The sequence below is a fragment of the Nocardia sp. NPDC049737 genome (assembly GCF_040674755.1).
In the GTDB taxonomy this organism is placed as follows: domain Bacteria; phylum Actinomycetota; class Actinomycetes; order Mycobacteriales; family Mycobacteriaceae; genus Nocardia.
This window is the reverse complement of record NZ_JBFANH010000015.1, coordinates 90836-112285: the sequence shown is the minus strand read 5'-3', so window position 1 is coordinate 112285 and position 21450 is coordinate 90836. Positions and strand designations below refer to the sequence as shown.

18 protein-coding genes are annotated in these 21450 nt (G+C 64.5%); 8 read left to right on the top strand and 10 right to left on the bottom strand.

Annotated elements, in window-relative coordinates; translation table 11 throughout:
• Positions 1-23: 23 nt before the first annotated feature.
• Entirely contained in the window at positions 24-686 is a 663-nt protein-coding gene (locus tag AB0J47_RS21080) for an enoyl-CoA hydratase-related protein (RefSeq protein WP_364348472.1), read from the bottom strand.
• Positions 687-690: 4 nt separating this feature from the next.
• Complete coding sequence (locus AB0J47_RS21075) at positions 691-1317, bottom strand: helix-turn-helix domain-containing protein (RefSeq protein ID WP_364348172.1); 627 nt, start codon at positions 1315-1317, stop codon at positions 691-693.
• Positions 1318-1535: 218 nt separating this feature from the next.
• On the opposite strand from AB0J47_RS21075, the gene AB0J47_RS21070 reads away from it, so the two are divergent.
• The gene (locus tag AB0J47_RS21070) at positions 1536-2093 is read left to right on the top strand and encodes a TetR/AcrR family transcriptional regulator (protein ID WP_364348169.1); all 558 of its coding nucleotides are present in this window, start codon (positions 1536-1538) and stop codon (positions 2091-2093) included.
• Here AB0J47_RS21070 and AB0J47_RS21065 read toward each other — a convergent pair.
• Positions 2082-3941, bottom strand: a complete 1860-nt coding sequence (locus tag AB0J47_RS21065; RefSeq protein ID WP_364348166.1) for a Na+/H+ antiporter — start codon at positions 3939-3941, stop codon at positions 2082-2084. The genes AB0J47_RS21070 and AB0J47_RS21065 overlap by 12 nt on opposite strands.
• A 137-nt stretch (positions 3942-4078) precedes the next feature.
• Between AB0J47_RS21065 and AB0J47_RS21060 the strand changes: the two genes are divergently transcribed.
• The 4 genes from AB0J47_RS21060 (at position 4079) to AB0J47_RS21045 (ending at position 8789) form a co-directional block, all read left to right on the top strand.
• Complete coding sequence (locus AB0J47_RS21060; RefSeq protein ID WP_364348163.1) at positions 4079-4969, top strand: alpha/beta hydrolase; 891 nt, start codon at positions 4079-4081, stop codon at positions 4967-4969.
• A gap of 42 nt (positions 4970-5011) precedes the next feature.
• Entirely contained in the window at positions 5012-5638 is a 627-nt protein-coding gene (locus AB0J47_RS21055; protein WP_364348160.1) for a TetR/AcrR family transcriptional regulator, read from the top strand.
• Positions 5639-6031: 393 nt separating this feature from the next.
• The gene (locus tag AB0J47_RS21050) at positions 6032-8320 is read left to right on the top strand and encodes a molybdopterin-dependent oxidoreductase (protein WP_364348157.1); all 2289 of its coding nucleotides are present in this window, start codon (positions 6032-6034) and stop codon (positions 8318-8320) included.
• A gap of 82 nt (positions 8321-8402) precedes the next feature.
• On the top strand, positions 8403-8789 hold the full coding sequence (locus tag AB0J47_RS21045; protein ID WP_364348154.1) for a hypothetical protein: 387 nt from the start codon (positions 8403-8405) through the stop codon (positions 8787-8789).
• A 105-nt stretch (positions 8790-8894) separates the two neighbouring features.
• Here the strand turns inward: AB0J47_RS21045 and AB0J47_RS21040 are convergent, their stop codons facing one another.
• From AB0J47_RS21040 to AB0J47_RS21025, 4 genes are all read right to left on the bottom strand, one after another.
• On the bottom strand, positions 8895-11099 hold the full coding sequence (locus AB0J47_RS21040) for a molybdopterin oxidoreductase family protein (RefSeq protein WP_364348151.1): 2205 nt from the start codon (positions 11097-11099) through the stop codon (positions 8895-8897).
• A 36-nt stretch (positions 11100-11135) separates the two neighbouring features.
• The gene (locus AB0J47_RS21035; protein ID WP_364348148.1) at positions 11136-11375 is read right to left on the bottom strand and encodes a hypothetical protein; all 240 of its coding nucleotides are present in this window, start codon (positions 11373-11375) and stop codon (positions 11136-11138) included.
• 54 nt (positions 11376-11429) lie between these two features.
• On the bottom strand, positions 11430-13376 hold the full coding sequence (locus tag AB0J47_RS21030; RefSeq protein WP_364348145.1) for a glycoside hydrolase family 15 protein: 1947 nt from the start codon (positions 13374-13376) through the stop codon (positions 11430-11432).
• Between the two features lie 302 nt (positions 13377-13678).
• Positions 13679-13948, bottom strand: a complete 270-nt coding sequence (locus tag AB0J47_RS21025) for a hypothetical protein (RefSeq protein WP_364348142.1) — start codon at positions 13946-13948, stop codon at positions 13679-13681.
• Positions 13949-14515: 567 nt separating this feature from the next.
• On the opposite strand from AB0J47_RS21025, the gene AB0J47_RS21020 reads away from it, so the two are divergent.
• Positions 14516-15268: a GntR family transcriptional regulator gene (locus tag AB0J47_RS21020; RefSeq protein ID WP_364348139.1), complete on the top strand. Its 753-nt coding sequence runs from the start codon at positions 14516-14518 to the stop codon at positions 15266-15268.
• Positions 15265-15996, top strand: a complete 732-nt coding sequence (locus AB0J47_RS21015) for a cache domain-containing protein (RefSeq protein ID WP_364348137.1) — start codon at positions 15265-15267, stop codon at positions 15994-15996. Before AB0J47_RS21020 ends, AB0J47_RS21015 begins: the two co-directional genes overlap by 4 nt.
• A gap of 216 nt (positions 15997-16212) precedes the next feature.
• Here the strand turns inward: AB0J47_RS21015 and AB0J47_RS21010 are convergent, their stop codons facing one another.
• The 3 genes from AB0J47_RS21010 to AB0J47_RS21000 form a co-directional block, all read right to left on the bottom strand.
• Positions 16213-17907 carry a GMC family oxidoreductase gene (locus tag AB0J47_RS21010; RefSeq protein ID WP_364348134.1) on the bottom strand — a complete coding sequence of 565 codons (1695 nt, stop codon included), beginning with the start codon at positions 17905-17907 and terminating at the stop codon, positions 16213-16215.
• Positions 17908-17910: 3 nt separating this feature from the next.
• Positions 17911-19386, bottom strand: a complete 1476-nt coding sequence (locus AB0J47_RS21005) for an NAD(P)/FAD-dependent oxidoreductase (RefSeq protein WP_364348131.1) — start codon at positions 19384-19386, stop codon at positions 17911-17913.
• A 338-nt stretch (positions 19387-19724) separates the two neighbouring features.
• On the bottom strand, positions 19725-20357 hold the full coding sequence (locus tag AB0J47_RS21000; RefSeq protein ID WP_364348128.1) for a hypothetical protein: 633 nt from the start codon (positions 20355-20357) through the stop codon (positions 19725-19727).
• Between the two features lie 639 nt (positions 20358-20996).
• Here AB0J47_RS21000 and AB0J47_RS20995 point away from each other — a divergent pair.
• The gene (locus AB0J47_RS20995; RefSeq protein ID WP_364348469.1) at positions 20997-21413 is read left to right on the top strand and encodes a Fur family transcriptional regulator; all 417 of its coding nucleotides are present in this window, start codon (positions 20997-20999) and stop codon (positions 21411-21413) included.
• Positions 21414-21450: the final 37 nt, after the last annotated feature.

The following is a 21450-nucleotide window of genomic DNA, read 5'->3' as shown; positions in this document are numbered from 1 at the left end:
GGCCGCGGCGGCGAATCGACCGTCTACGAGGCGGATTCGGTCAGCTTGGCGACGGCCGGACCGAACATGATGTTCTTGATCGCGCCCAGTGTCGCGGGATCCTTTCCGCCGAGCGGGGCGAGCATGGCGAGGGCGGCGGTGGCGACCGCGGCTTCGCCCGCGGTGGCGTCGACGATATCCAGGTCCGAGGCATCGATTCCGCCGAAGCGGCGACCGGTGGTCATCGCGGCCACGGCGGCCTTGGGTGTCAGCTTGGACTGGATCAGCGCGGCCATGCCCGGGGTGAACACGATGCGGATATCGACCTCGGGCAAACAGAAGAACCCGCGGTCGGCGCGCATCACCCGATAGTCGTGGGCCAGCGCGAGCATGGCTCCCGCGCCGAAGGCGTGGCCGGGCAATGCGGCGGCGGTGGGGATGGGCAGGGTGAGCACGCGGGCGAACAGTGCCTGTACTCGGCCGATGTACCACTGAGTGCGCTCACCGTTGGCGACCAGCCAGTCCAGGTCGAGGCCGTTGGAGTAGAACTTGCCGGTCGCAGTGGTCACCAGGCCGTGTGCGCCCTCGGCGAGCGCGGTGTCGAGATGGGCGTTGACCGCGTCGAGAAACTCCGGAGTGAAACGGTTTTCGTCGTCACCGAGGTCCAGGACGGCGATCTTTTCGTGGTAGCTCAGCGTGCTCATGATATTCCTACTCCGGGGTTGATTCGGGTGGGCCGACCGCGAGCACCGCACGCACGGCGGCGCGAAGGTGGTCGCGGGCAATGGGTTTCGCGATTCGGTCGCGGCGCAGCAGGATGCCGGTCGGCAGGTCGACGACGCAGGTGGTGATCACATCGACCGCGGCGGCGTCACCGCGGCCCCACATGGCACGTGACAGGCGGATGAGCAGTCGCACCAGCGCGTCGTCGGTTCCGGCGAGTTCGGCGACGACCTGTTCGGGCAGTTCGTCGCCGAGCAGTTCGTCACGTGAGACGGTCAGCAGCAGTTTCGAGGAGTCCGGGTATCGCCGCGCGAACTCCACCGGCGTCTCGGCCGCGGCTACCACCGCCTCGAGCGCGCGTGGGGCGCCGGCGTTGGCGGCGAGATGTGCCTCTACCGACTCGGTCTGCATCCGCAGAAACCGCCCCGCCGCCCGTAACCAGCTGCGTCCGAGTAGTTCGGCACGCGAACCGAAGGTGTGATAGATCGCGCCGTTGGATACACCGGTCGCCGCCGCGACGGCCCGGATGGTGACCGCCGCGGGACCCGAGCGCACCGCCAGCGACTCCGCGGCATCGAGCACGGTGTCGGGGTCGTGGGTTCGCGGGCGGGGCATGCCACGACTATAACAGAGCAATTGCTCTGTTATAAATCTGCCTCGCATCAGCAAACCCGCTTCCGCTATGCCACTGCATGTTTCGCCCGGTCACGGGTACTTTCGCGGCGCGGCGACGCCGATGCGTGGACTTCGTTACGTTTCAGCGCGACGGCAATACGATGAGGTACTGTCTGGTCCTCCGCCTTGCCCGCACGAACAGAAACGGCGCTTGCGAAATGTCACGAGTGGTCACCAAGGAGCAGTACTTCGACACCGCTCTGGAGGTCTTGGCCGAACTCGGCTTCAAAGGCCTCAATATCGGCGTGCTGTGTCGCCGACTCGGTGTCACCAGCGGTTCGTTCTACCACCATTTCGGCAGCTGGCAGGGCTTCGTGGACACGCTGCTCGAGCATTGGGAGAACCGCCAGGTCGTCATCCTGCGCACGCTGAAGTTCAACCAGGGCAATCCCGACGACGACATCCGCGCCATGTCCGATCTCGCCGCGGGCCTGCACCATGCCGCCGAGGCCGCGATCCGCGCCTGGGCCGCCAATGACGAATCGGTGAATCTGGCGCTCAAGCGGGTCGACGAATCGCGCCGCCGCACCGTGCACAAGGCGATCAAAGGCGTTGTGGGCGATGAGCAGACCACCGCGGTGGTCACCGCGCTCGGCATGTCGATGCTGATCGGCTACCAGCAGATCGCCGCGGGCGGGGAGGACATTTCACTGGACCAACTGCTGGCCCAGTACGCGCGGTTGATCTACTCCCACGCCCGCCGATCAGCCGAGTAGCTCGTCGACATAGCACCACCGCCACGCCTCGCCCGGCTCCACGCTGCGCATCACCGGATGTCCGGTGCTGCCATAGTGTTTGGTGGCGTGATTGCCCACCGAGGAGTCACAGCAGGCGATGTGCCCGCAGTCCAGGCACATTCGCAGATGCACCCAGGTGTATCCCTCGGCGATGCATTCCTTGCACTCGTCGGGTTCGGTGGGCTCACGCACCAGCGGCGCGGACTCCAAATGCGTGCAGCTATCGGCCGCCGCGGGGGCGGCGAGCGGTTCGACGCGCTCCTCTTCGGTTTCGTCGAAGCGGTCGATCATCGATTCCTCGAGATCGAGCCGCGACAGCACGTACTGCAGGATCTCATAGTCCGCGCCACCCGAATCCCGCACGCGCAGAACCGTTTCCCGTTCCGCACGCAACATTTCCAGCCGCAGCCGCCGATATTCGGCGGTCGGTGTCGCCAGTTCCGATTCCGATCGGCCGAGGCGTTCCCAGGCCGCGTTGGTCTTCCAGGTGACCCGATCGCGCAGTGTCTCGACGACACCCGGCGGCGTATCCGGGGTGATGTGCTTTTCCAGCTCGGCCAGTCCCGCCGCGGTCGCCTGCTGCAGCAGGTTCGCCTTCTGTAGCGCGTTTTCCGCACGACTCGGGCCGCGCACATGCAGCCACCGCACCACCCAGGGCAGTGAAGTCCCTTGCAGCAGTAGCGTTCCGGCGACCACGACGAGCGCGAGCAGTTTGAGCACCGGCAGCTGCGGGGTGTCGGCGGGCAGCAACAACACCGCTGCCAGAGTGACCACACCGCGCATGCCCGCCCACGACACCACCACCGGATGACTCACCGGCACATCGGCATTCGACAATCCGAGCTTGCGCGAGAGCAGCGCGACCGGGAAGACCCACAGCGGCCGCGACAGCATCGCCGCCACCATGACCGCCACCGCCGCCACAATCAGCGTGGAGTGGTCGAGGCCGCTGTCCCACGCGCCCTCGATGATCGCGCGCATCTGCAGCCCGATCATCAGGAACACAACGCTCTCGAGAATGAATTGGATGGTGCGCCAGTTGGTGCGTTCGGCAATCCGGGAGGCGGCGCTCTGCCACACCGGCGCACCGTGGCCGAGGACCATGCCGCAGGTCACCACCGCGATCACACCGGAGGCTTCGATACCCTCGGCGGGCAGATAGGCGACGAACGGCGCAAGGAACGACAGCGTGGTGTCCAGCACCGGATCGGTGATGCGCCGCCGCAGCATCGCCAGCAGATAGGCGACCACGATGCCCACCGCCGCACCACCGCCCGCGGCGAGCAGGAAGTCACCACCGGCCTTCCACACCGACACCGTGCCCGCAGCCGCGGCGATCGCGGTGCGCACCGTCACCAGCGCGGTGGCGTCGTTGAACATCGACTCGTCTTCGAGGATGGTGACGATCCGGCGCGGCATGCCGATGCGCCGCGCGATCCCGGTAGCGGCCACCGCATCGGTCGGCGCGACTACCGCGCCCAGGGCCACCGCCACCGCGAACGGCACCGGCAGCAGCCACCACACCACCCCCGCGACCGCGAACGTGCTGAACAGCACCAACCCCACCGACAGCAGTGCGATGGTGCGTGCGTTGGCCCGGAAGTCGACCAGGGAGGTGCGAATCGCGGAAGTGTAGAGCAGCGGCGGCAGGAAACCCAACAGGATGACCTCGGGATCCGGGTGGACCTGCGGAACATGCGGCAAATACGACGCGACCACTCCGGCCAGCGTCAATACCAGCGGTTCGGATATCCCGAACCGTCGCGCGAGCGCCGCGAGCGACGCCGCCGACGCGACTAGAACAACCAGGCCGATCGCGACATGCACTATGGCATTCTCGCAGAGCAAACATCCGGCTCGAAAAGACCATGCGGTACGTGACACGGACAGTGCGGTTCAGTTCCTCGGAATGCCTGTGGCGGTAGCGTTCGCGCGCAATAGTTGTCGGCACGAAGGAGGTAGACATGGAAGAGTTTGCGTCCTGGCGGGCGAGCGGTCGCCGCCACACCCACCGCGGCCATCAGATCTTCTGGCAGGACAGCACCGGCGACGGTGCCGGAAATCTGCTCTGCATCCACGGTTTCCCCACCGCGTCCTGGGACTGGCATGCCCTATGGCCGGGTCTGCGCGAGCGGTTCGCGCGCCTCATCGCCCCGGATATGATCGGCTTCGGTTGGTCGGCCAAACCCCGCAACTACGATTACCGGATCGCCGATCAGGCCGATCTCCACGAGAACCTGCTGCGTGAGCAGGGGATTTCCCGCACACACATCCTGGCCCACGACTACGGCGACACCGTCGCCCAGGAGTTGCTGGCACGCGACGCACAGCGCCGCGCCGACGGCGACGAATCCCTGGTGATCGAATCGGTATGCCTGCTCAACGGCGGACTGTTCCCCGAGACCCACCGCGCGCGTCCGGCGCAGAAGTTGCTGGCGAGTCCGCTGGGACCGCTGGTCGGGGTGCTGGGCACCGAGCGGGTCTTCCGCCGCAGCCTCGCGGGTGTCTTCGGTCCCACCACCCGCCCCAGTGCCCATGAGCTCGATCAGTACTGGATCCTGTGGTGCAGTAAGCACGGCAAGAGCAACGGGCACAAGCTGATTCGCTATATGGGCGAGCGCAAGGCCAACCGGCGGCGCTGGGTGGGCGCGCTGGTCGACACCCCGGTTCCGGTGCGGCTGATCGACGGTCTGCTCGACCCGGCATCGGGTGGGCATATGGTGCGCCGCTATCGCGAGCTGATTCCGGATCCGGATGTGGTCGAGTTGCCGAAGGTCGGGCACTATCCTCAGCTCGAAGCCCCCAGGGAGACCTTGGCCGCGGTATTGGATTTCCACACCAGCCGCGTGCGATAGACGGGCACCCCAGCGTTATGGGGTGTCCCATACTATGGCTACATGGCAGCGACACGCCGATCGAAGAAGGAGGCTCCGGAGCGCCCACGGCTGCGTGACGCGCGGCGGCGGATGATCGAGGGCACGATCGAATCCCTGCGCATCCACGGTGCGAGCGCCACGAGCGTGGACCGGGTGCTGGCCGATACCGGCGCGCCCCGCGGGTCGGTCTATCACCACTTTCCCGGCGGTCGCACCCAGTTGATCGCCGACGCGCTGAGCGCCGCCGGTGGTTCGATGTCGGAATTCATCGAAACGATCACCCGCGAGAACGATCCGGGGACCGCGCTGGATATGTTCGTCGCGCTCTGGCGACGAACCCTGCTCGACAGCGAGTACCGCGCGGGCTGCCCGATCTTCGCCGTCGCGGTTGAAACCAATGACGACGCACCGGAATTCGCCGCATCCGCCGCGGCGATCTTCGCCCGTTGGAATACCGCACTCACCGATCTGCTCATCAGTCACGGTCTCGACGCGGTGCGTTCGCGTCGCATGGCCACGCTCACCGTCGCCGCCGTCGAGGGCGCGATCGCGCTGTGTCGCGTCGAGCGTGCCACCACACCGCTCGAGGACACCGTCCGCGAATTGCAAGCTCACCTCACGACCGTCATCGACGCCTCCAAGCAGTAGCGCGCCCGACACCCGATCGGCGAAGTGCGCTTCGGCCGGATTCGGCGGTCTCATTGGTGCGAAGAATGCCCGCTCAGGCCCGTTTTTCTCGCCATGCCATGGAACATCTCGACAGGGTGGGGCTTGACATGCCGATTATGGTGGGGACCATAATCAGGGTCGAGTGCAGGTCCACCGCACCCACCAGGACCCGAGGAGACGCCGATGTCGCGAGCAGCCGAGCTCGACCTGCTTCGACGATCTCGACCGACTCGGCGATACACCGTTCCTGGCCGAGCCGAAGGCGTGGATCGACGGCACTCGCGTCGACCAGACCAGTTGATCCCGCGCATCCGTATTTCCACCGGCGGTTTCGCTTCCGTCCTCGATCAACGACAACTCACAGGAGCATCGATGAGTACCGCCGCACCACAAGACAGCCGAGTCGATCACAGTGCGCGGCCTGGACGCAATGATGCTGCGGCGCAACAGGAATGGCACAAGACCGCCTGCATACTATGTGAGAACAACTGCGGCCTGCTGATCCAACTCGACGGCCGCAGCTTCGCCAAGATCCGCGGCGACAAGGACCACGTCGCCTCGGCCGGATACACCTGCAACAAGGCGCTGCGTCTGGACCACTACCAGAACGGCGGTGCCCGCCTGACCACCCCGCTGCGCCGTGAAGCCGACGGCAGTTTCACCGAAATCGACTGGGATACCGCGATTTCCGAGATCGCCGCACGGCTCACCGAGGTCAAGAACACATACGGCGGCGACAAGATCTTCTTCTACGGCGGCGGGGGACAAGGCAACCACCTCGGCGGCGCCTACAGCGGCGCCTTGCGTCGGGCGCTGGGCAGCCGCTACCGCTCTACCGCGCTCGCCCAGGAGAAGACCGGCGAAGGCTGGGTCGACGCGCATCTGACCGGCGGACACACCACCGGCGATTTCGAACATGCCGAGGTTTCGGTATTTCTCGGCAAGAATCCCTGGCAGTCACACGGTGTGCCGCGCGCCCGTACCGTCCTGCAGCAGATCGCCAAGGATCCCGCGCGCACCATGATCGTGCTCGACCCGGTGCGCACCGAAACCGCCGATCTCGCCGATATCCATCTACAGGTCCGTCCCGGTACCGACGCGTGGTGTCTGGCCGCGATGCTCGCGGTGCTGGTGCGCGATGATCTGCTCGATCACGCATTCCTCACCGAACACGCCGACCAAATCGACGCCGTCACCGCCGTGTTGCGCGAAATCGATATCGCGTCCTATGCCGAAATCTGCGGTGTGCCAGTGGAATTACTGCGCACCGCCGCCCACCGGATCGGCACCGCGAGCAGTGTCGCCACCTACGAGGACCTGGGCGTCCAGCAGAGCCCCAACAGCACCCTGATCTCCTACCTGAACAAGCTGCTCTGGCTGCTCACCGGAAACTTCGCCAAACCCGGTGCCATGCAACCACATTCATGGATGGTGCCGTTGGCGGGATACAGCCGCGACATCAAACGCAGCCCGGTGACCGCCGCACCGATTCTCGGCGGCATGGTGCCGTGCAATTCGATCGCCGAGGAGATTCTCACCGATCACCCCGACCGGTTCCGGGCAATGATCATCGAGTCCGCGAATCCCGCCCACTCACTCGCCGAATCGGCGGCCTTCCGTGCCGCACTGCACGCACTCGATCTGGTGGTGGTCATCGATGTCGCGCTCACCGAAACCGCACGTCACGCCGACTATGTGCTGCCCGCGGCCAGCCAGTTCGAGAAGTGGGAGGCCACCTTCTTCAATCTGGAGTTCCCGCACAACACCTTTCATCTGCGCGCGCCGGTGCTCGACCCGCTACCCGGCACATTGCCCGAACCCGAGATCTACGCGCGCCTGATTCGCGAACTCGGAGTCGTCGGGCGTGCCGAGCTGGCGGTACTGCGGACCGCCGCGAAACTGGGCCGCCGACCCTACGCGTTGGCCTTCGCCGCACTGTTGACCATGGACAAGAATATCGGCGGCCTCGCCCCCTACCTGCTCTATGAAACCCTCGGCCCGACCCTGCCCGATGGCGCGCGTTCGGCCGCCGTGCTGTGGGCGCTCGCGCAGCGCGTCGCGAAGGTGCATCCGGCCGCTATGCGTCGCGCGGGGCATCGGAATGCCGATGCGCTGTTCGATGCCATCCTGGCGGGCCGCTCGGGCGTCACCTTCACCGTCGACGACTATCCGGACGCCTGGGACTATGTGCCACACTCGACAATCCCGTTGGCGATCCCGGAATTGTTGCACGCGCTGCGCGAACTCCCGACCACACCCGCCACGCACACCAGCCCCGAATTCCCCTTCGTCCTGTCGGCCGGGGAGCGGCGTTCCTTTACTGCCAACACGATCTTCCGCGACAACAGCTGGCGTCGCCGTGATCCGGAGGGCGCGTTGCGGCTCAGCCCCGACGATGCCACCGTGCTCGGTCTCACCACCGGGGACCGTGCCCGCATCACCACCCGGCGGGGCAGTGCCATCGCCGCGGTCGAAATCAACGATCGCATGCGGGCCGGGCACGCATCTCTGCCCAACGGGTTGGGCCTCGACCTGCCAGATGGCACCCGCACCGGTGTGGCCGCGAATGAGCTCACCGATGCGAGCTGGCGTGATGCGATTGCCGGAACGCCGTGGCACAAGCATGTTCCTGCCCGTATCGAACCGCTGCGCGAGGTGTAGCTGTTCGCCAGGTGTGTGAGCAACCGAACTTCGGGACGCTCCAGTGTTTTTCGCGCACCTGGCGACACCGTACAGTCGGCCCATGGTTTTCCGGCTCGAGCTGCAACCTGCCCAACCCCTGCACCTGACACCCGACTGCGTGGTATATACCGGAACGGTGCGACTATTCGTCACCGGCACGCTCATCCACGCCTCCGCAGCCCCCGCCGAACCGTTCGGCTTCTTTCTCCCGAACACTCGCCCCCTGCCCGAGGACGCACCCGAACCCTGTCTATGGGCGGAGATGCATCTGATGACCGCCACTGCCACCGCGGCATCCGGAAACTTTCCCTTCGGTATCACCAACACCCACGCCGCCTACGTCCCCGACCCGCGCGCCGGTCTGCACCGCTGGCTCCACCTCACCGCGGCCGCCCACCCCGCCAGAGAACTCCGCCTCGGCTACCGCGTCACCGTCCAAACGCCCTGATCTCGTCTGGATGACGTCCGCCGAGGCGCGACCTCCGCCGCGCGCTCCGGCTCAACAGTCAACCTCTGCCACACAGTGGTGAACGTGCCAGGTGACCTGCGCACTCTACGGAGTCGGTGCAGCCTCGCGATCGGCATCCGATGCTGTCGGCGCGGTGACCGCAGGACCGACCGTCACCCATGTGTTGTTGACCGCCGCGTTCCCGGAGAACGTATCGGTGAGCGACGGATCGTGCAGCAGGTTGACATTCGCCCCCGGCAGGGCGGCGGCGACTTGCCAGCCGACACCCGGTTCGCGGTGCCCCCAGCCGTGCGGGATGGCAATGGTGCCGCGGCGGATGTCGTCGCTGACCTCCAGGGTGACCACGATCGAGCCGGTGCGGGAGGTGACCGTGACGGGGGTGGCGTCGATGAGGGCGCGTTCGGCGGCGTCGGCGGGATGCATGAGCGCGGTGCAGCGGTCGCGGCCCTTGACCATGGACGCGACATTGTGCAGCCAGGAGTTGTTGCTGCGCAGGTGGCGGCGGCCGATGAGTTTGAGGTCGTAGTCGTCGGTGGGAGCGGTCAGCGCGTTGCCGCGGCGCGCGTCGTCGAGTAATTCCCGTGCGGCCGTGACGAAATCGTCGGGCGCGAGGTGTACTCTGCGATCCTTAGTGCCGATCAATGCGCGCAATCGCGGCTGCAGCGGACCGAGATCGATACCTCCGGCCGCGGCGCGCACCTTCGCCACGGACAAGCCCTCGCGGCCACGCCGCAGTACCCCGTACGGACCCGCTGCCACTGCGAGGGTCGTCAACCGCATCGGACTGAACTGCGCCAGCAGCGCATTGACTGCCCGCGTGGTGAATCGGCGCGCGGGCAGCGGCACCACCTCGGTGATCAACCGCGCCAGGATCTGCCAATCCTCGAGTCCGTCGGCCGGAGGTTCGAAAACGCGGGCGTCGTAGCGCAGATTGTTCCGCACACTGAATACCGGGAACAGAATATTCACATCCTCGCGCTCGAGCGGGGAGATCGGCGGCAGGATGATATCCGCGTGCCGAGTCGTCTCGGTCACGTACATATCCACCGCCACATAGAAATCCAACGAGTCCAGCGCGGGGTCGAGTTTCCCGCGCTGCGGTGTCGACAACACCGGATTACCGGCGTAGGTGATCATCGCGCGGATCTGCCCCGCGCCCTCGGTGAGGATCTCATCGGCCAGCACAGCGACCGGCAGCTCCGAGCGGAATGATTTGTAGGTGCCGGAGCGGTCGGTCCAGGCCCCGTGCCCCACGGGCAGATATTTCCCGAACCGCGGCGCATCGATCGGCGGCGTCGCGAACATCTGCCCGCCGGGCCGATCCAAATTCCCGGTCACCGCGTTGATGGTGTTGACCAGCCAATGCGTCAGCGTGCCGGTCACCTGGTGGCATATCCCGATCCGGGCATACAGCAATGCCGAATCCGCCGCCGCATGTTCGCGCGCCAGCCGCCGAATCGTCTCGGCATCGACACCCGTGAGCGGTTCGGCGAGTTCCGGTGTGACCTCGGCGACCAGTGCCCGCAACTCCTCCCAGCCGGTGCACTGCGCGCGAATCCGGCTTTCATCACACAGGTTTTCGCTGACCAGCACCTGCAACATGGCCAACAGCAGATACACATCACCACCGGGTGCGATGGCTACATGTTCGTCGGCCAGCCGCGCGGTCTCGGTGCGTCGTGGATCGATCACGACCACTTTGCCGCGCTTGCGCACGTCTCGAATGCGCTGCTTCGCATTGGGCATGGTGGTCACCGAACCGTTCGACACCGCCGGATTGGCTCCCATGATCACCAGCCGATCCGTGCGATCGATATCGGCCACGGGCATCAACACATTCGATCCGAACATCCGCCACGCCACGAACTCCTGCGGAAACTGGTCGATCGAGGACGCCGAGAAGAAGTTCCGCGTCATCAGCACCGTACGCAGCAGCGCGCCATAGATCACCGACGAACTGTGGGCGGCCGGATTCCCCAGGTACATTCCGATCGCGCTGGCCCCGTGCTCGCGACGCACCTGCCGCAACCGCAGCCCGATCTCCCGAAACGCCTCATCCCACCCGATCGGCTCGAAACGGTCACCGACCCGCCGCACCGGCGTGCGCAATCGATCCGGATCATGGTGCAGCCCACCCATCGCCGTCGCCTTCGGGCAGATATATCCGTGCGAGAGCACATCGTCGGGATTGCCCTCGATCCGCGTGACCTGATCATCCTCGACGGTCACCAGAATCCCGCAGTGCGCCTCACACAACGTGCATTGCCGAGCGACGGTGGTAGCACCCATCCCGTGTTCCTCCACACCATTGAGAGAGTTACCGTCTCATCGTAGCGGCGCCACCGTGTCGGGTACACCGTTCCGATCCAGCCCCGGCCCCGGGATTCGCCCGTGCGCGGGATCGGTTGCCGTACCGTCGATCACGACCCGCCGGGCCGCGACGCCGAACGGTAGCGATCGGAAACTTCGGAAGTTGTTATACGCGAGCGGATTTCGTGCCGCGATCGGTCCGCGGACCGAGATCTGCGCCTCGCTCTGGACCAGCGACGTTGCGACTGCCGGCATTTCGGGTGCGCTCCTCGCGCGAAATCCGGCAATGCCCCTGCCGCGACATACTGGTCATCGGTGCATATATCCCAGTGTGTATGACGCATCGTCCAGTCGTGGAGCGATCGATTCCCCGCCCAGTGCCTGCCGCAATATGGCTTGTTCGTCCTGGATGACGTGCATTACCGCGTTGATCAGGGCCAGGTGGGTGAACGCCTGGGGAAAGTTGCCCCAGTGGCGGCCCGTAAGAGGATCGATCTCCTCGGCGTAGAGGCCAAGGGGGCTGGCGTAGGCGAGCAGTTTCTCGCACAACTGTTTGGCTCGTGTCTTCTCGCCGATCTCCGACAGCGCCGAGACCAGCCAGAACGAGCAGATCGTGAAAGCACCTTCCTCCCCTGCGCAGCCGTCGTCGGTTTCACTGACGCGGTACCGCAATACGAGACCGTCTTCGGTCAGTTCGTCGGCGATCGCCAACACCGTGTTGCGCACCCGCTCGTCATCGGCAGGCAGGAACCGAACCAGCGGGATGAGCAGTGTCGACGCATCCAGCGCCGTGCTGCCGTAATACTGGGTGAATACCTGCCGAGAATCGACCGCATGAGCGCATATATCGGCGCGGATTTCGTCCGCGGCCTGTTGCCAGCGATGCGCGCGTCCGAAGTCCTGTTGGATGCGGGCCAGCCGGGCGCCGCGATCGGCGGCAACCCAACACATCACCTTGCTGGAAGTGAAATGTCGGGGCGCCCCGCGAACTTCCCAGATGCCGTGGTCGGGCTCGCGCCAGTAGGTGAGGGCGCTTTTGACCGCCCGGCCCAGCACCGGCCAAGCTCGTGCGTCGATCAGGTCCTGATTACGTGCGTAGAGATAGACCGCGTCCATCGCAGCGCCCCACACATCGTGCTGGCGTTGCCGGTACGCGTCGTTGCCGATGCGCACCGGCCCGGCATTCTCGTAGCCGCGCAGATGGGTGAGGGTCTGCTCGGTGAGGTCGCTTTCGCCACCGATGCCGTAGACGATCTGCATATCCCGGACGTCTTCGGTCAAGCTGATGATGTAGGAGAAGAAGTCGTTCGCCTCCCAGCTGAAGCCCAGTGTGTACAGGCCCCACAACGCGAAAGCGGAGTCGCGTATCCACGAGTAGCGATAGTCCCAATTGCGCTGTCCGCCCGGGGTTTCGGGTAACGATGTGGTGGCGGCGGCGCTGATAGCGCCGGTGGGGGCGAAGGTCAGCCCCTTGAGGGTCAGCGCGCTGCGAGTGAGCTGGGCAGCCCACGGATGATCCGGAAACCGCCCGCCGGCAAGCCAGTGCCGCCAATGGTGGATTGTCCGCAGCAGCCGTTCATCGGCCTCCTCGACGGCGCGGGGCGCGTCGCGACTACCCCAGGAGAGCGCGCAAAACCGGGTGTCGCCCGCCTTCAGCAGAGTGCGGGCCAGCGCGTGCGTACCTTCCAGTCCCAAACGCAGGTCGGTGCTCAGCGTCAACTGCAGATCGATCCCGTCCGCGCTGGCCTGCGCAATGTGGTAACTATCGAGGTACTCCCAATGAGCGCGATGTCTGCCGTAGTCGAAGGACGGCTGGCAGTCGAGCACGAAGTGGATTTGCCCGGTCTCACAGTGCACCGTCCGCAGCAGAATGTGCTCGGCGTCGTAGTCGGTGGGAGTTCGAATATGGGCGCTGCGGCCCGGTGTCTGGTGTCGCCAGGGCCCGACCAGCAGCACATCGCGGACGGTCGCCCACCCTTCACCACTGCGCCAAATCGTCTCCATGACCATCGTGCCCGGGATGTAGCGGCGATCGGTGGGCACCATGAAGTCGGCGGGGGCGAACCGAAACGAACCGGCGGAACGATCCAGTACCGCCGCGAAGACACTGGGGGAGTCCATGCGAGGTAGACACATCCATTCGACGGCTCCGCTAGGGGCGATGAGCGCGGTGACCTCGCAGTCTGAGATGAAACCGTAATCGTCGATGCGCGGGAACGCTGTGAGCTGCGGCGTGCGTTCGATGTCCTCGTCCATGTGTCGCTCCATCATCTCGGCGCTGAATGTGGCCGGCTACTCCATGCGCTTGCTGGTGCACCGCCTTTCTTCTCGACCGGACTGCGAGCGGGATCGGGAACGTGAGCGTTAGGGCGTTTCCAAATAGCCCACCACCTCGTCGGTCGTATCGGCAAGCCCGGAATTTGCCGCGACGGCGTCGGGACACCCCGCAGCCCTGCCGATCGCATGCGTCGGGCAACTCTTTTCCGGTGCCGACGGTGAGCTCCCCGACCGGTGTGTCCGGGGGGAGCATGTACAGGAGCGGTCGGCCCTCGGCGCCGTTACGCCAATACCCGCTTTCGGGCCGCCAGAGGCAGCGGCGGAATAAGCTTCGTCCAGAATTCGTGGCGGACCGCATCCCACAGCCGCGCCAGTTCCGGAAAGAGTTCTCGCGCATGCACGAGATCCGGGTAGTTGCTGTGGCTGAAGGACGCTACCCGCGAGGCGTCGGATGCGTTGTCCACGGCGACAATCGCGATCAGATGATGCTGAACCAAGCGCCACGTCACACAGAATCCGTCGACTTCGGTTCGGTGAAGATCGTTATCCATCTTCGATCCCCTGACATCGCCCGCGTACATCGCGCATTTGGCGACCATTGTCAACCGCCCGCTGTTGGCTATGCGCTGCCGTCTCGGCCGACAACTCAGAACGGCCGCACCACCGGAGGTGCTCCATAGGCAGAGTCGGATTCTCGGACATGAGGTATTCCCGCTTCGATCGTGACGCCGACGCGTCAAGGTGTCGGGGTGTTCACTCCTTGAACATAAGACATTAGATTTCATAGTTCAAGAGTTTCGTCGGTAAAGGTATCAGTTGAGCCCTCGCCGCCAACAGCTCGTACCGCGGCACTGACAGTTCGACCAGAGACAGCGGCGACTGGTCGGATGGATTGCCGAAGCGGACCTACAGCAGCCATGCGGGCCGCGAAAAACACGCCCACGCTCCGATGGGCGGCCCCGATCCGAGAGTCGCGCGATCCGGTCAAACGGGTGCGACGAGTGAGCCAGGGGAACCGGGGTGTGGAATAGAACCAAGTTACCTCTAACTTCATAGTTCATAGTTCAAGTGTTAGTTAGCTAGAATCCTGTTACGTCCTGCCACCCCGAGGAGTCGTGTTGCCCCAGCAGAAGAGGGTCGGATTGACCGCGCTCGGCGCCGTGCTGTCACCGCTCGAGGGCGGCGGTCCGAAAACCGAGGCCGTGGTGCAGCGGCTCTCTGCCGCGATCAGCCTCGGTGTGATGGTCGACGGCCAGCAGTTGCCGAGTGAGACCGATCTCGCCAACCAGTTGGGTGTATCGACAATGACGCTGCGGGAGGCACTCGTCGTTCTTCGGCAGCAGGGCATCGTCCACACCAAGCGCGGCCGCGGGGGTGGCAGCTTCATCAGCGCCTCGGCGGAGGTCTTCGAGAACACCTCGCTGGCGCGGTTGCAACAGATGAGCATCCAGGAACTGCGCGATCTGGGAGACGAGCACTTCGCCGTCACCGGAGCAGTCGCTGTGTTCGCCGCGCGCCGCGGGTTGCAGGCCGATATAGTCCGGCTCCGCGCCTTGGCCGACCGGCTGTTGGACAGCACCGATCTCGTCTCGGCACGCCGGGCCGATAGCCGCTTTCATATCGAGATGGCGGTGTGCGCGCAGTCCACCCGGCTGACCCGCGCCGAGGTCGGTCTACAGGCCGAGCTCTCCGCCCTGCTCTGGCTGCCGCGGCTGAAACTGGAACCGGCGGCCGAGGCGACCGCCCATCGTCACCTGGTGCACGCGATCGAACGAGAAGACGATGCCCGGGCGCGAGAACTGGCAGAATCGCATACCGAATCACGCATCCGCCGCCTCGTCGCCTTACGCTTGGAGCTCAGTGATAGATGAGGGATACCGATAGCTTTCCGGCCCCTGCGACCATCGAGTCGCTCGCTGATTCCGTCGCAAAACTGGCCGACGAGATCTACCTGTCGCTGACAACCATCGGGACCGCGCTGACAACCCTGTGGGATGGTCTCACCGAGATGCCGCGATCCGCTCCCCGGGCGACCGATCTGGCGCCGTTGCGCGAGACCATTATCGGCGAACTCGAGCGGCACGGAAAGCTGTTCGCCGGAGCAGGCGTAGTGATGGCCGACGGTGTCCTCACCGATCGCCCCCGGCACCTGGACTGGTGGCTTCCGGACGCGCAACGCCTGCTGCTGGAATTGAATCCCGATAGTGAATACTTCTACGACTACACCAAGATGGACTGGTTCACGGTGCCGCGCGAGCAGGGTCGGCGATGGGTACAGGGGCCGCACCTCGACTACGCGTGTACCGATGAGTACGTGTGCACATTCTCGATACCGGTCACGAGCACATCGGGAACTTTCCTCGGAATCGCCGGTGCCGACGTGCCGGTCGCCGCGATCGAGGAGGCCTTGCTCCCGCGATTCCAGGCATTCGGTCAGCGGGTAGTGCTGGTCAATAGCGAAGGCCGCGTCATTATGGGGACCGATCCAGAATTCACGACCGGTTCCAAGACGAGCCGGATGGACAGATCTGCTGCGACAGTTCCGGTCGAGGCGATGCCTTGGTCGTTGTATCCGCTGGGATCCACGACATCCCACTGAGCCTTTCCGGACCGGGGACCGCACTGTCGACCAGACAGGGTGGAATACCGCGTCTCATCAATGGCGCGGAGATCGTTTGCAGGGAAGGCCGGGTCGGGTAGCCAACAGCCAGACCGCACCCTCCTGCACACCGACCTGTGCAACGGCAACCTCATCATGCCTCGCAACGCGGGCTTATCCTGTTCGGGTTCATGAGCCAACGCGAAACCGAGGGCATCAGACCGGGGTAATCGGCAACCGAAGCGCTCCCGGCGCCGAGTCCGGCACCACCGGATTCTTCGGCGCGATCGCATCGATCCGCCGATACGGCGCCCCCAACGGCGGACGCTGATCCTGTTCACCCTTGTTCGGCCACAACGACATCGCACGCTCGGCCTGGGCGGTAATGGTCAGCGACGGATTGACCCCGAGATTCGCCGAGATGGTCGAACCGTCCACGATATGCAAACCCTCGTAGCCATAGAGCCGCTGATACGGGTCGACCACCCCCGTATCGGGGGAGTCGCCGATCGCGCAGCCACCGATGAAATGCCCCGTGATCGGGATATTCGCCATTTCCGTCCAGGAACCCTGCGGAATGCCGTTGATCTTCTCGGCGACCCGTCGCGTGACCTCGTTGCCCTCCGGAATCCACGTCGGCGGCGCTTGTCCCGCACCGGGTTTGGTGGTCATCCGCTTACCGAACAAACCACGCTTGTTATAGGTGATGATCGAATTGTCGACGTTCTGCATGACCAGCAGCCCGATCATCCGCTCGGACCAGTGCGCCGGATTGTGCATGCGCAGCAGATCCCGCCGATACCGCACCATCTCCCGCAGACCGAGCACCCAACGCCGCTTCCCCTCCTGCCCGTCGACCAGCACCGTCGTCAACAGGCCCATGAAATTGCTGCCCTTGCCGTAACGCACGGGCTCCACATGGGTGTGGGAGTTCGGATGGATCGACGAGGTGATGGCGACACCCTTGGTGAAATCCGAATCCTTATCGCGGGTTCGCGCCGCCAACACCGCCTCGGAATTCGTGCGCGCCAGATGGCCCAGGCGCGGCGAAATATTCGGCAGCACACCGCGATCCCGCAGATTGTGCAGCAACTGTTGGGTGCCGAGCGCGGCCGCGGAGAACACCACCTGATCGGCGGTGAAGGTCTGCTTCGCCTTGCGAACCCAGCGCCCGGTGCGCACGGTATCGACCGCGTACCCGCCGCCGGACAGCGGCCGCACCGACACCGCGGTCGTCAACGGATGCACGGCCGCACCCGCCTGCTCCGCCAGATATAGATAGTTCTTCACCAGGGTGTTCTTCGCGCCGTGCCGACACCCGGTCATGCACTCACCACAATGCGTACACGAGCGCCGCTGCGGCCCGACACCACCGAAGAACGGATCCGCGACCGCAGCTCCCGGCCGAGTCTCCTTATCCGCGAACAACACTCCGACCGGCGTTCGACGGTAGGTATCGCCGATACCCATATCCTCGGCGACCTCCCGCAGCACCCGATCCGACGGCGTGGTCGCCGGATTGGTCGTCACCCCCAGCATCCGCGTGGCCTGGTCGTAGTGCGGCTCCAGCTCGGACTTCCAATCGGTGATATGCGCCCACTGCTTATCGCCGTAGAAGGTGTCCGGCGCCTCGTACAACGTGTTCGCATACACCAGCGAACCACCACCGACACCGGAACCACTCATGATGAAAGTGTCGTTCAGCAGCGTCATCCGCTGAATACCGAAGCATCCCAATTTCGGCGCCCACAGGTACTCGCGCAGATGCCAGGAGTTCTCGGCGAATTCGTGATCGGCGAAGCGCCGCCCGGTCTCCAGGACACCGACCCGGTAGCCCTTCTCGGTCAACCGCAGTGCGCTCACACTGCCACCGAAACCGGAACCGATCACCAGCACGTCATAGTGCGTCATGGGTTACCTTCCGGTCCGAACCAGCTCGTAGTCGCGGACATCGAAATGCGTCCGCTTGTCGTATTCGCTCATCCGCCCCGGCCAGTTCGTCGTCACCCGACCACTGGCCTCCCGGTACCAGCTGGTGCACTTGGTCCACACCGTATGTTCGAGCCGCCCCTGGATCTCCTCGTCGAACCGCGCCTCCACCTCCGGCCTCACCGAGAGATAGCCACCAGCCCCGCGCAGATGCTCGACCGCTTGACGCAGATAACGCGCCTGCCGCTCGTGCATGTAGATGATCGACCCCGCGCCGAGGTTGGTATTCGGCCCGTACATGATGAACATATTCGGGAAATACGGCACGGTGAGGCCCTTATAGGCCCGCGCACCGCCCGACCACACCTCACGCAGCTCCTTGCCGCCGATCCCGCGAATCGTCATGGGCGCCAAGAACTCCGTGGCCTTGAATCCGGTGCAGTAGACGATCACATCGACCTCGTGCAGCGTGCCGTCCTCGGTGCGCACACCGGACGGCGTGATCTCAGCGATGTGCGAGGTCTCCAAGTGCACATTCGGCTGTGACACCGCCGGGTAGTAGTTGCTCGCCATCAGCCCGCGCTTACAGCCCGCCTCGTAATCCGGCGTCATCTTCGCCAGCAGTTCGGGATCGGAGATCTGGGAGGCCCGATGCCGGTCCGCCCATCCGGAGATCAGATCGGCGATGCGGCCATTGCCTTCCAGTCCCGAGGTCACCAACTCGTAGAACGAATACCAGCCGAACCGCTCCGCACGCTGGATCAGCGGGAACTTCGCCACGATCGACAGCTTGTCCAGCACATTGAGTTTCGGTGGCGCGTAATAGCTTTCGATCTTCGGAATGATCCACGGCGCCGACCGCTGGAAGACCGTCAACTGCCCGACCTTCGGCTGAATCGCCGGAATGATCTGAATCGCGCTCGCCCCGGTGCCGATGATCGCGACCCGCCTACCGGTCAGGTCGACCTCGTGATCCCATCGCGCCGAATGAAACGCGTCCCCGGTGAACGAATCCATGCCCGAAATATTCGGCCACACCGGACGCGATAGCTGACCCACCGCGGGCACGAAGACATCCGCCTCGAGCAGCTCACCGGCGGTCGTGCGCACCTGCCAGACGCCACGGTCGGCATCGAAGTCCGCCGAGTCGACCTCGACACCGAAACGCATGTGCTTCTCGAGGTCGTAGCGGCGCGCGACATCATGCATGTACGCGAGAATGTCGGGCTGCTCGGCGAAGCGCTTCGGCCAGTGCGCATTGGGAGCGAAGGAGAAAGAGTACAGATCCGACGGCGCGTCACAGGCGGCGCCCGGATAGGTATTGTCCCGCCAGACCCCGCCGAGCCCGTCGGCCTTATCGATAATGGTGAACGCCTCGTAGCCGCGGCGCACGAGCTCCAGCGCGGCCGCGAGGCCGCCGAATCCGGCGCCGACGATGAGCACGGATGGAGTGCTAGTCATGTCGACAACTGTATGAACGGTGACACAGTTGTCGAGAGAGCGCCGCGGCCAGGAAATCAACATTTTCGGCCATCGAGCTGCCGACTACATCCGTAGTAACCGAACAGCCATATCGAGTTCGCACACTCTCCGCATCACTGTGCGGCTACGAACAAGGTCGTGCGCGGTACATGCGGATATACATCCAACCAACTGTCACAGTGACGATTTGGCGCGGGGTAGCAAAGAACGGGCGAAGGGGAGGGGTTTCAACGGAAACTTGCTGCAGCCCAGGATAATTCGGACGCTCCCCGGGTATCGAACTTCGGCAGGCCTCGCCAGTTCGCGACCGGCCACAGTCAAGGCGCCACCGGGACGACATCGGGCTCAGCCTTGCGATCCGCATGGAATCCGGGCAGATACCGGTCAGCGAGCGGAATCATCACCTGAATCAGCGGACCGATGCCGAACGCGTACACCACAGTGCCCACGCCGACGCTGCCCCCGAGTAGCCAGCCGGTCGTCAGTACTGTCACTTCGATCCCGGTCCGCACCAATCGCACCGACCACCCGGTCCGGCGGACCAGTCCAGTCATCAGTCCATCCCGTGGCCCTGGGCCCATACCCGCGCCGATATACAGCACCGTGGCCAGCGCATTCAAAACCACCGCGGCACCCATCGCGCCGACTCGCACCGCCAGCACATCCCAGTCCGGCAACAGCCACAACCCGACATCTACCGATACACCGATCACCACGACATTGCTCACCGTGCCGAGCCCTGGCAACTGCCGCAACGGAATCCACGCCAATAACACCACGACACCCGTCAAAGCCGTCACCGCCCCGAAACTGATCGATACATGCGCGGCAACCCCTTGATGAAACACATCCCACGGATCCAACCCGAGCCCGGCCCGAATCATCACCGCCATCGAAAACCCGTACAACCACAACCCGACATAGAGCGCGACCAGCCGCCGAACCAACATCACCTCAGCCTGCCGATAACTGGACTCCCAAAACAGAGCCAATCGCTAACCACTGGCCTTATAATCCGAACCCAATCCAAGCCAGAGAACTCGCCTCCATCCCTTAAATCGTCACTGTGACGTTATATGGAGTTTGGCGGCCCCAGCAGGGGATCCGCCTCCAAAACAGCCAGATCGCCGTTGTCGAGCCGCTCCGATATTTCTCCGCCGAAATCCAGCATCTGCCGAAATATTTACATCAGCCGATCTGTGTAGCGAGGGGACACCACGCATCCGCAGCATGCGATTTCCGCGCACAGAACGCCGGTAAGCCAGCCAGCTACTGAGCAGCGGAGCGAAAGTCCGTACCTACCAACGTCATACAACCAAAGCCGCCCACTTCCAACGCCTCCGTTGTAACGCCGATAATCGACATTATGTTAAGTAGACCTGATGGCGATGGCCGCTGACAGTTCATCCGACGCTCCCCTCCCAATAACCATGAGCTCGTACCGGTAGCGGACTGTGGGGTTCATCGGACGCGATCGTCCCCAGAGAGCGGCGGTTTGTGGGATCGTCTCGAGTTTCGCAAAACCCTCCCCATGGAGACTTGAATGAGTCATACTCTTGAATGTGTCCAGCAATTCGGAATTCGAGCGCATGTTGCGCGGGGTGTCGCTGCGCGTGACCGCGCCGCGGGTTGCCGTGCTGACTGCCGTGCACGAGCATCCCCACTCCGATACGGACTCGATCCTCGGTCATGTGCGCCAGACGCTGGGTGCGGTATCCCACCAGGCGGTATACGACGTGTTGCGCGCACTGACGGCCGCCGGTTTGCTGCGGCGCATCCAGCCGATGGGATCCGTCGCGCGCTACGAAACGCGCGTCGGCGATAACCATCACCATGTCGTGTGCCGCTCATGCGGCGTCATCGCCGATGTCGACTGCGCCGTCGGCGAGGCCCCCTGTCTGACCGCATCGCACGACAACGGATTCGTACTCGATGAGGCCGAGGTCATCTATTGGGGCCTGTGCTCCGATTGCTCGGCAGCGCAAATGTCCGGATCACACCCGTGATCACAGCCCGATTCACTCAACCCCCCGAAAGGAAATG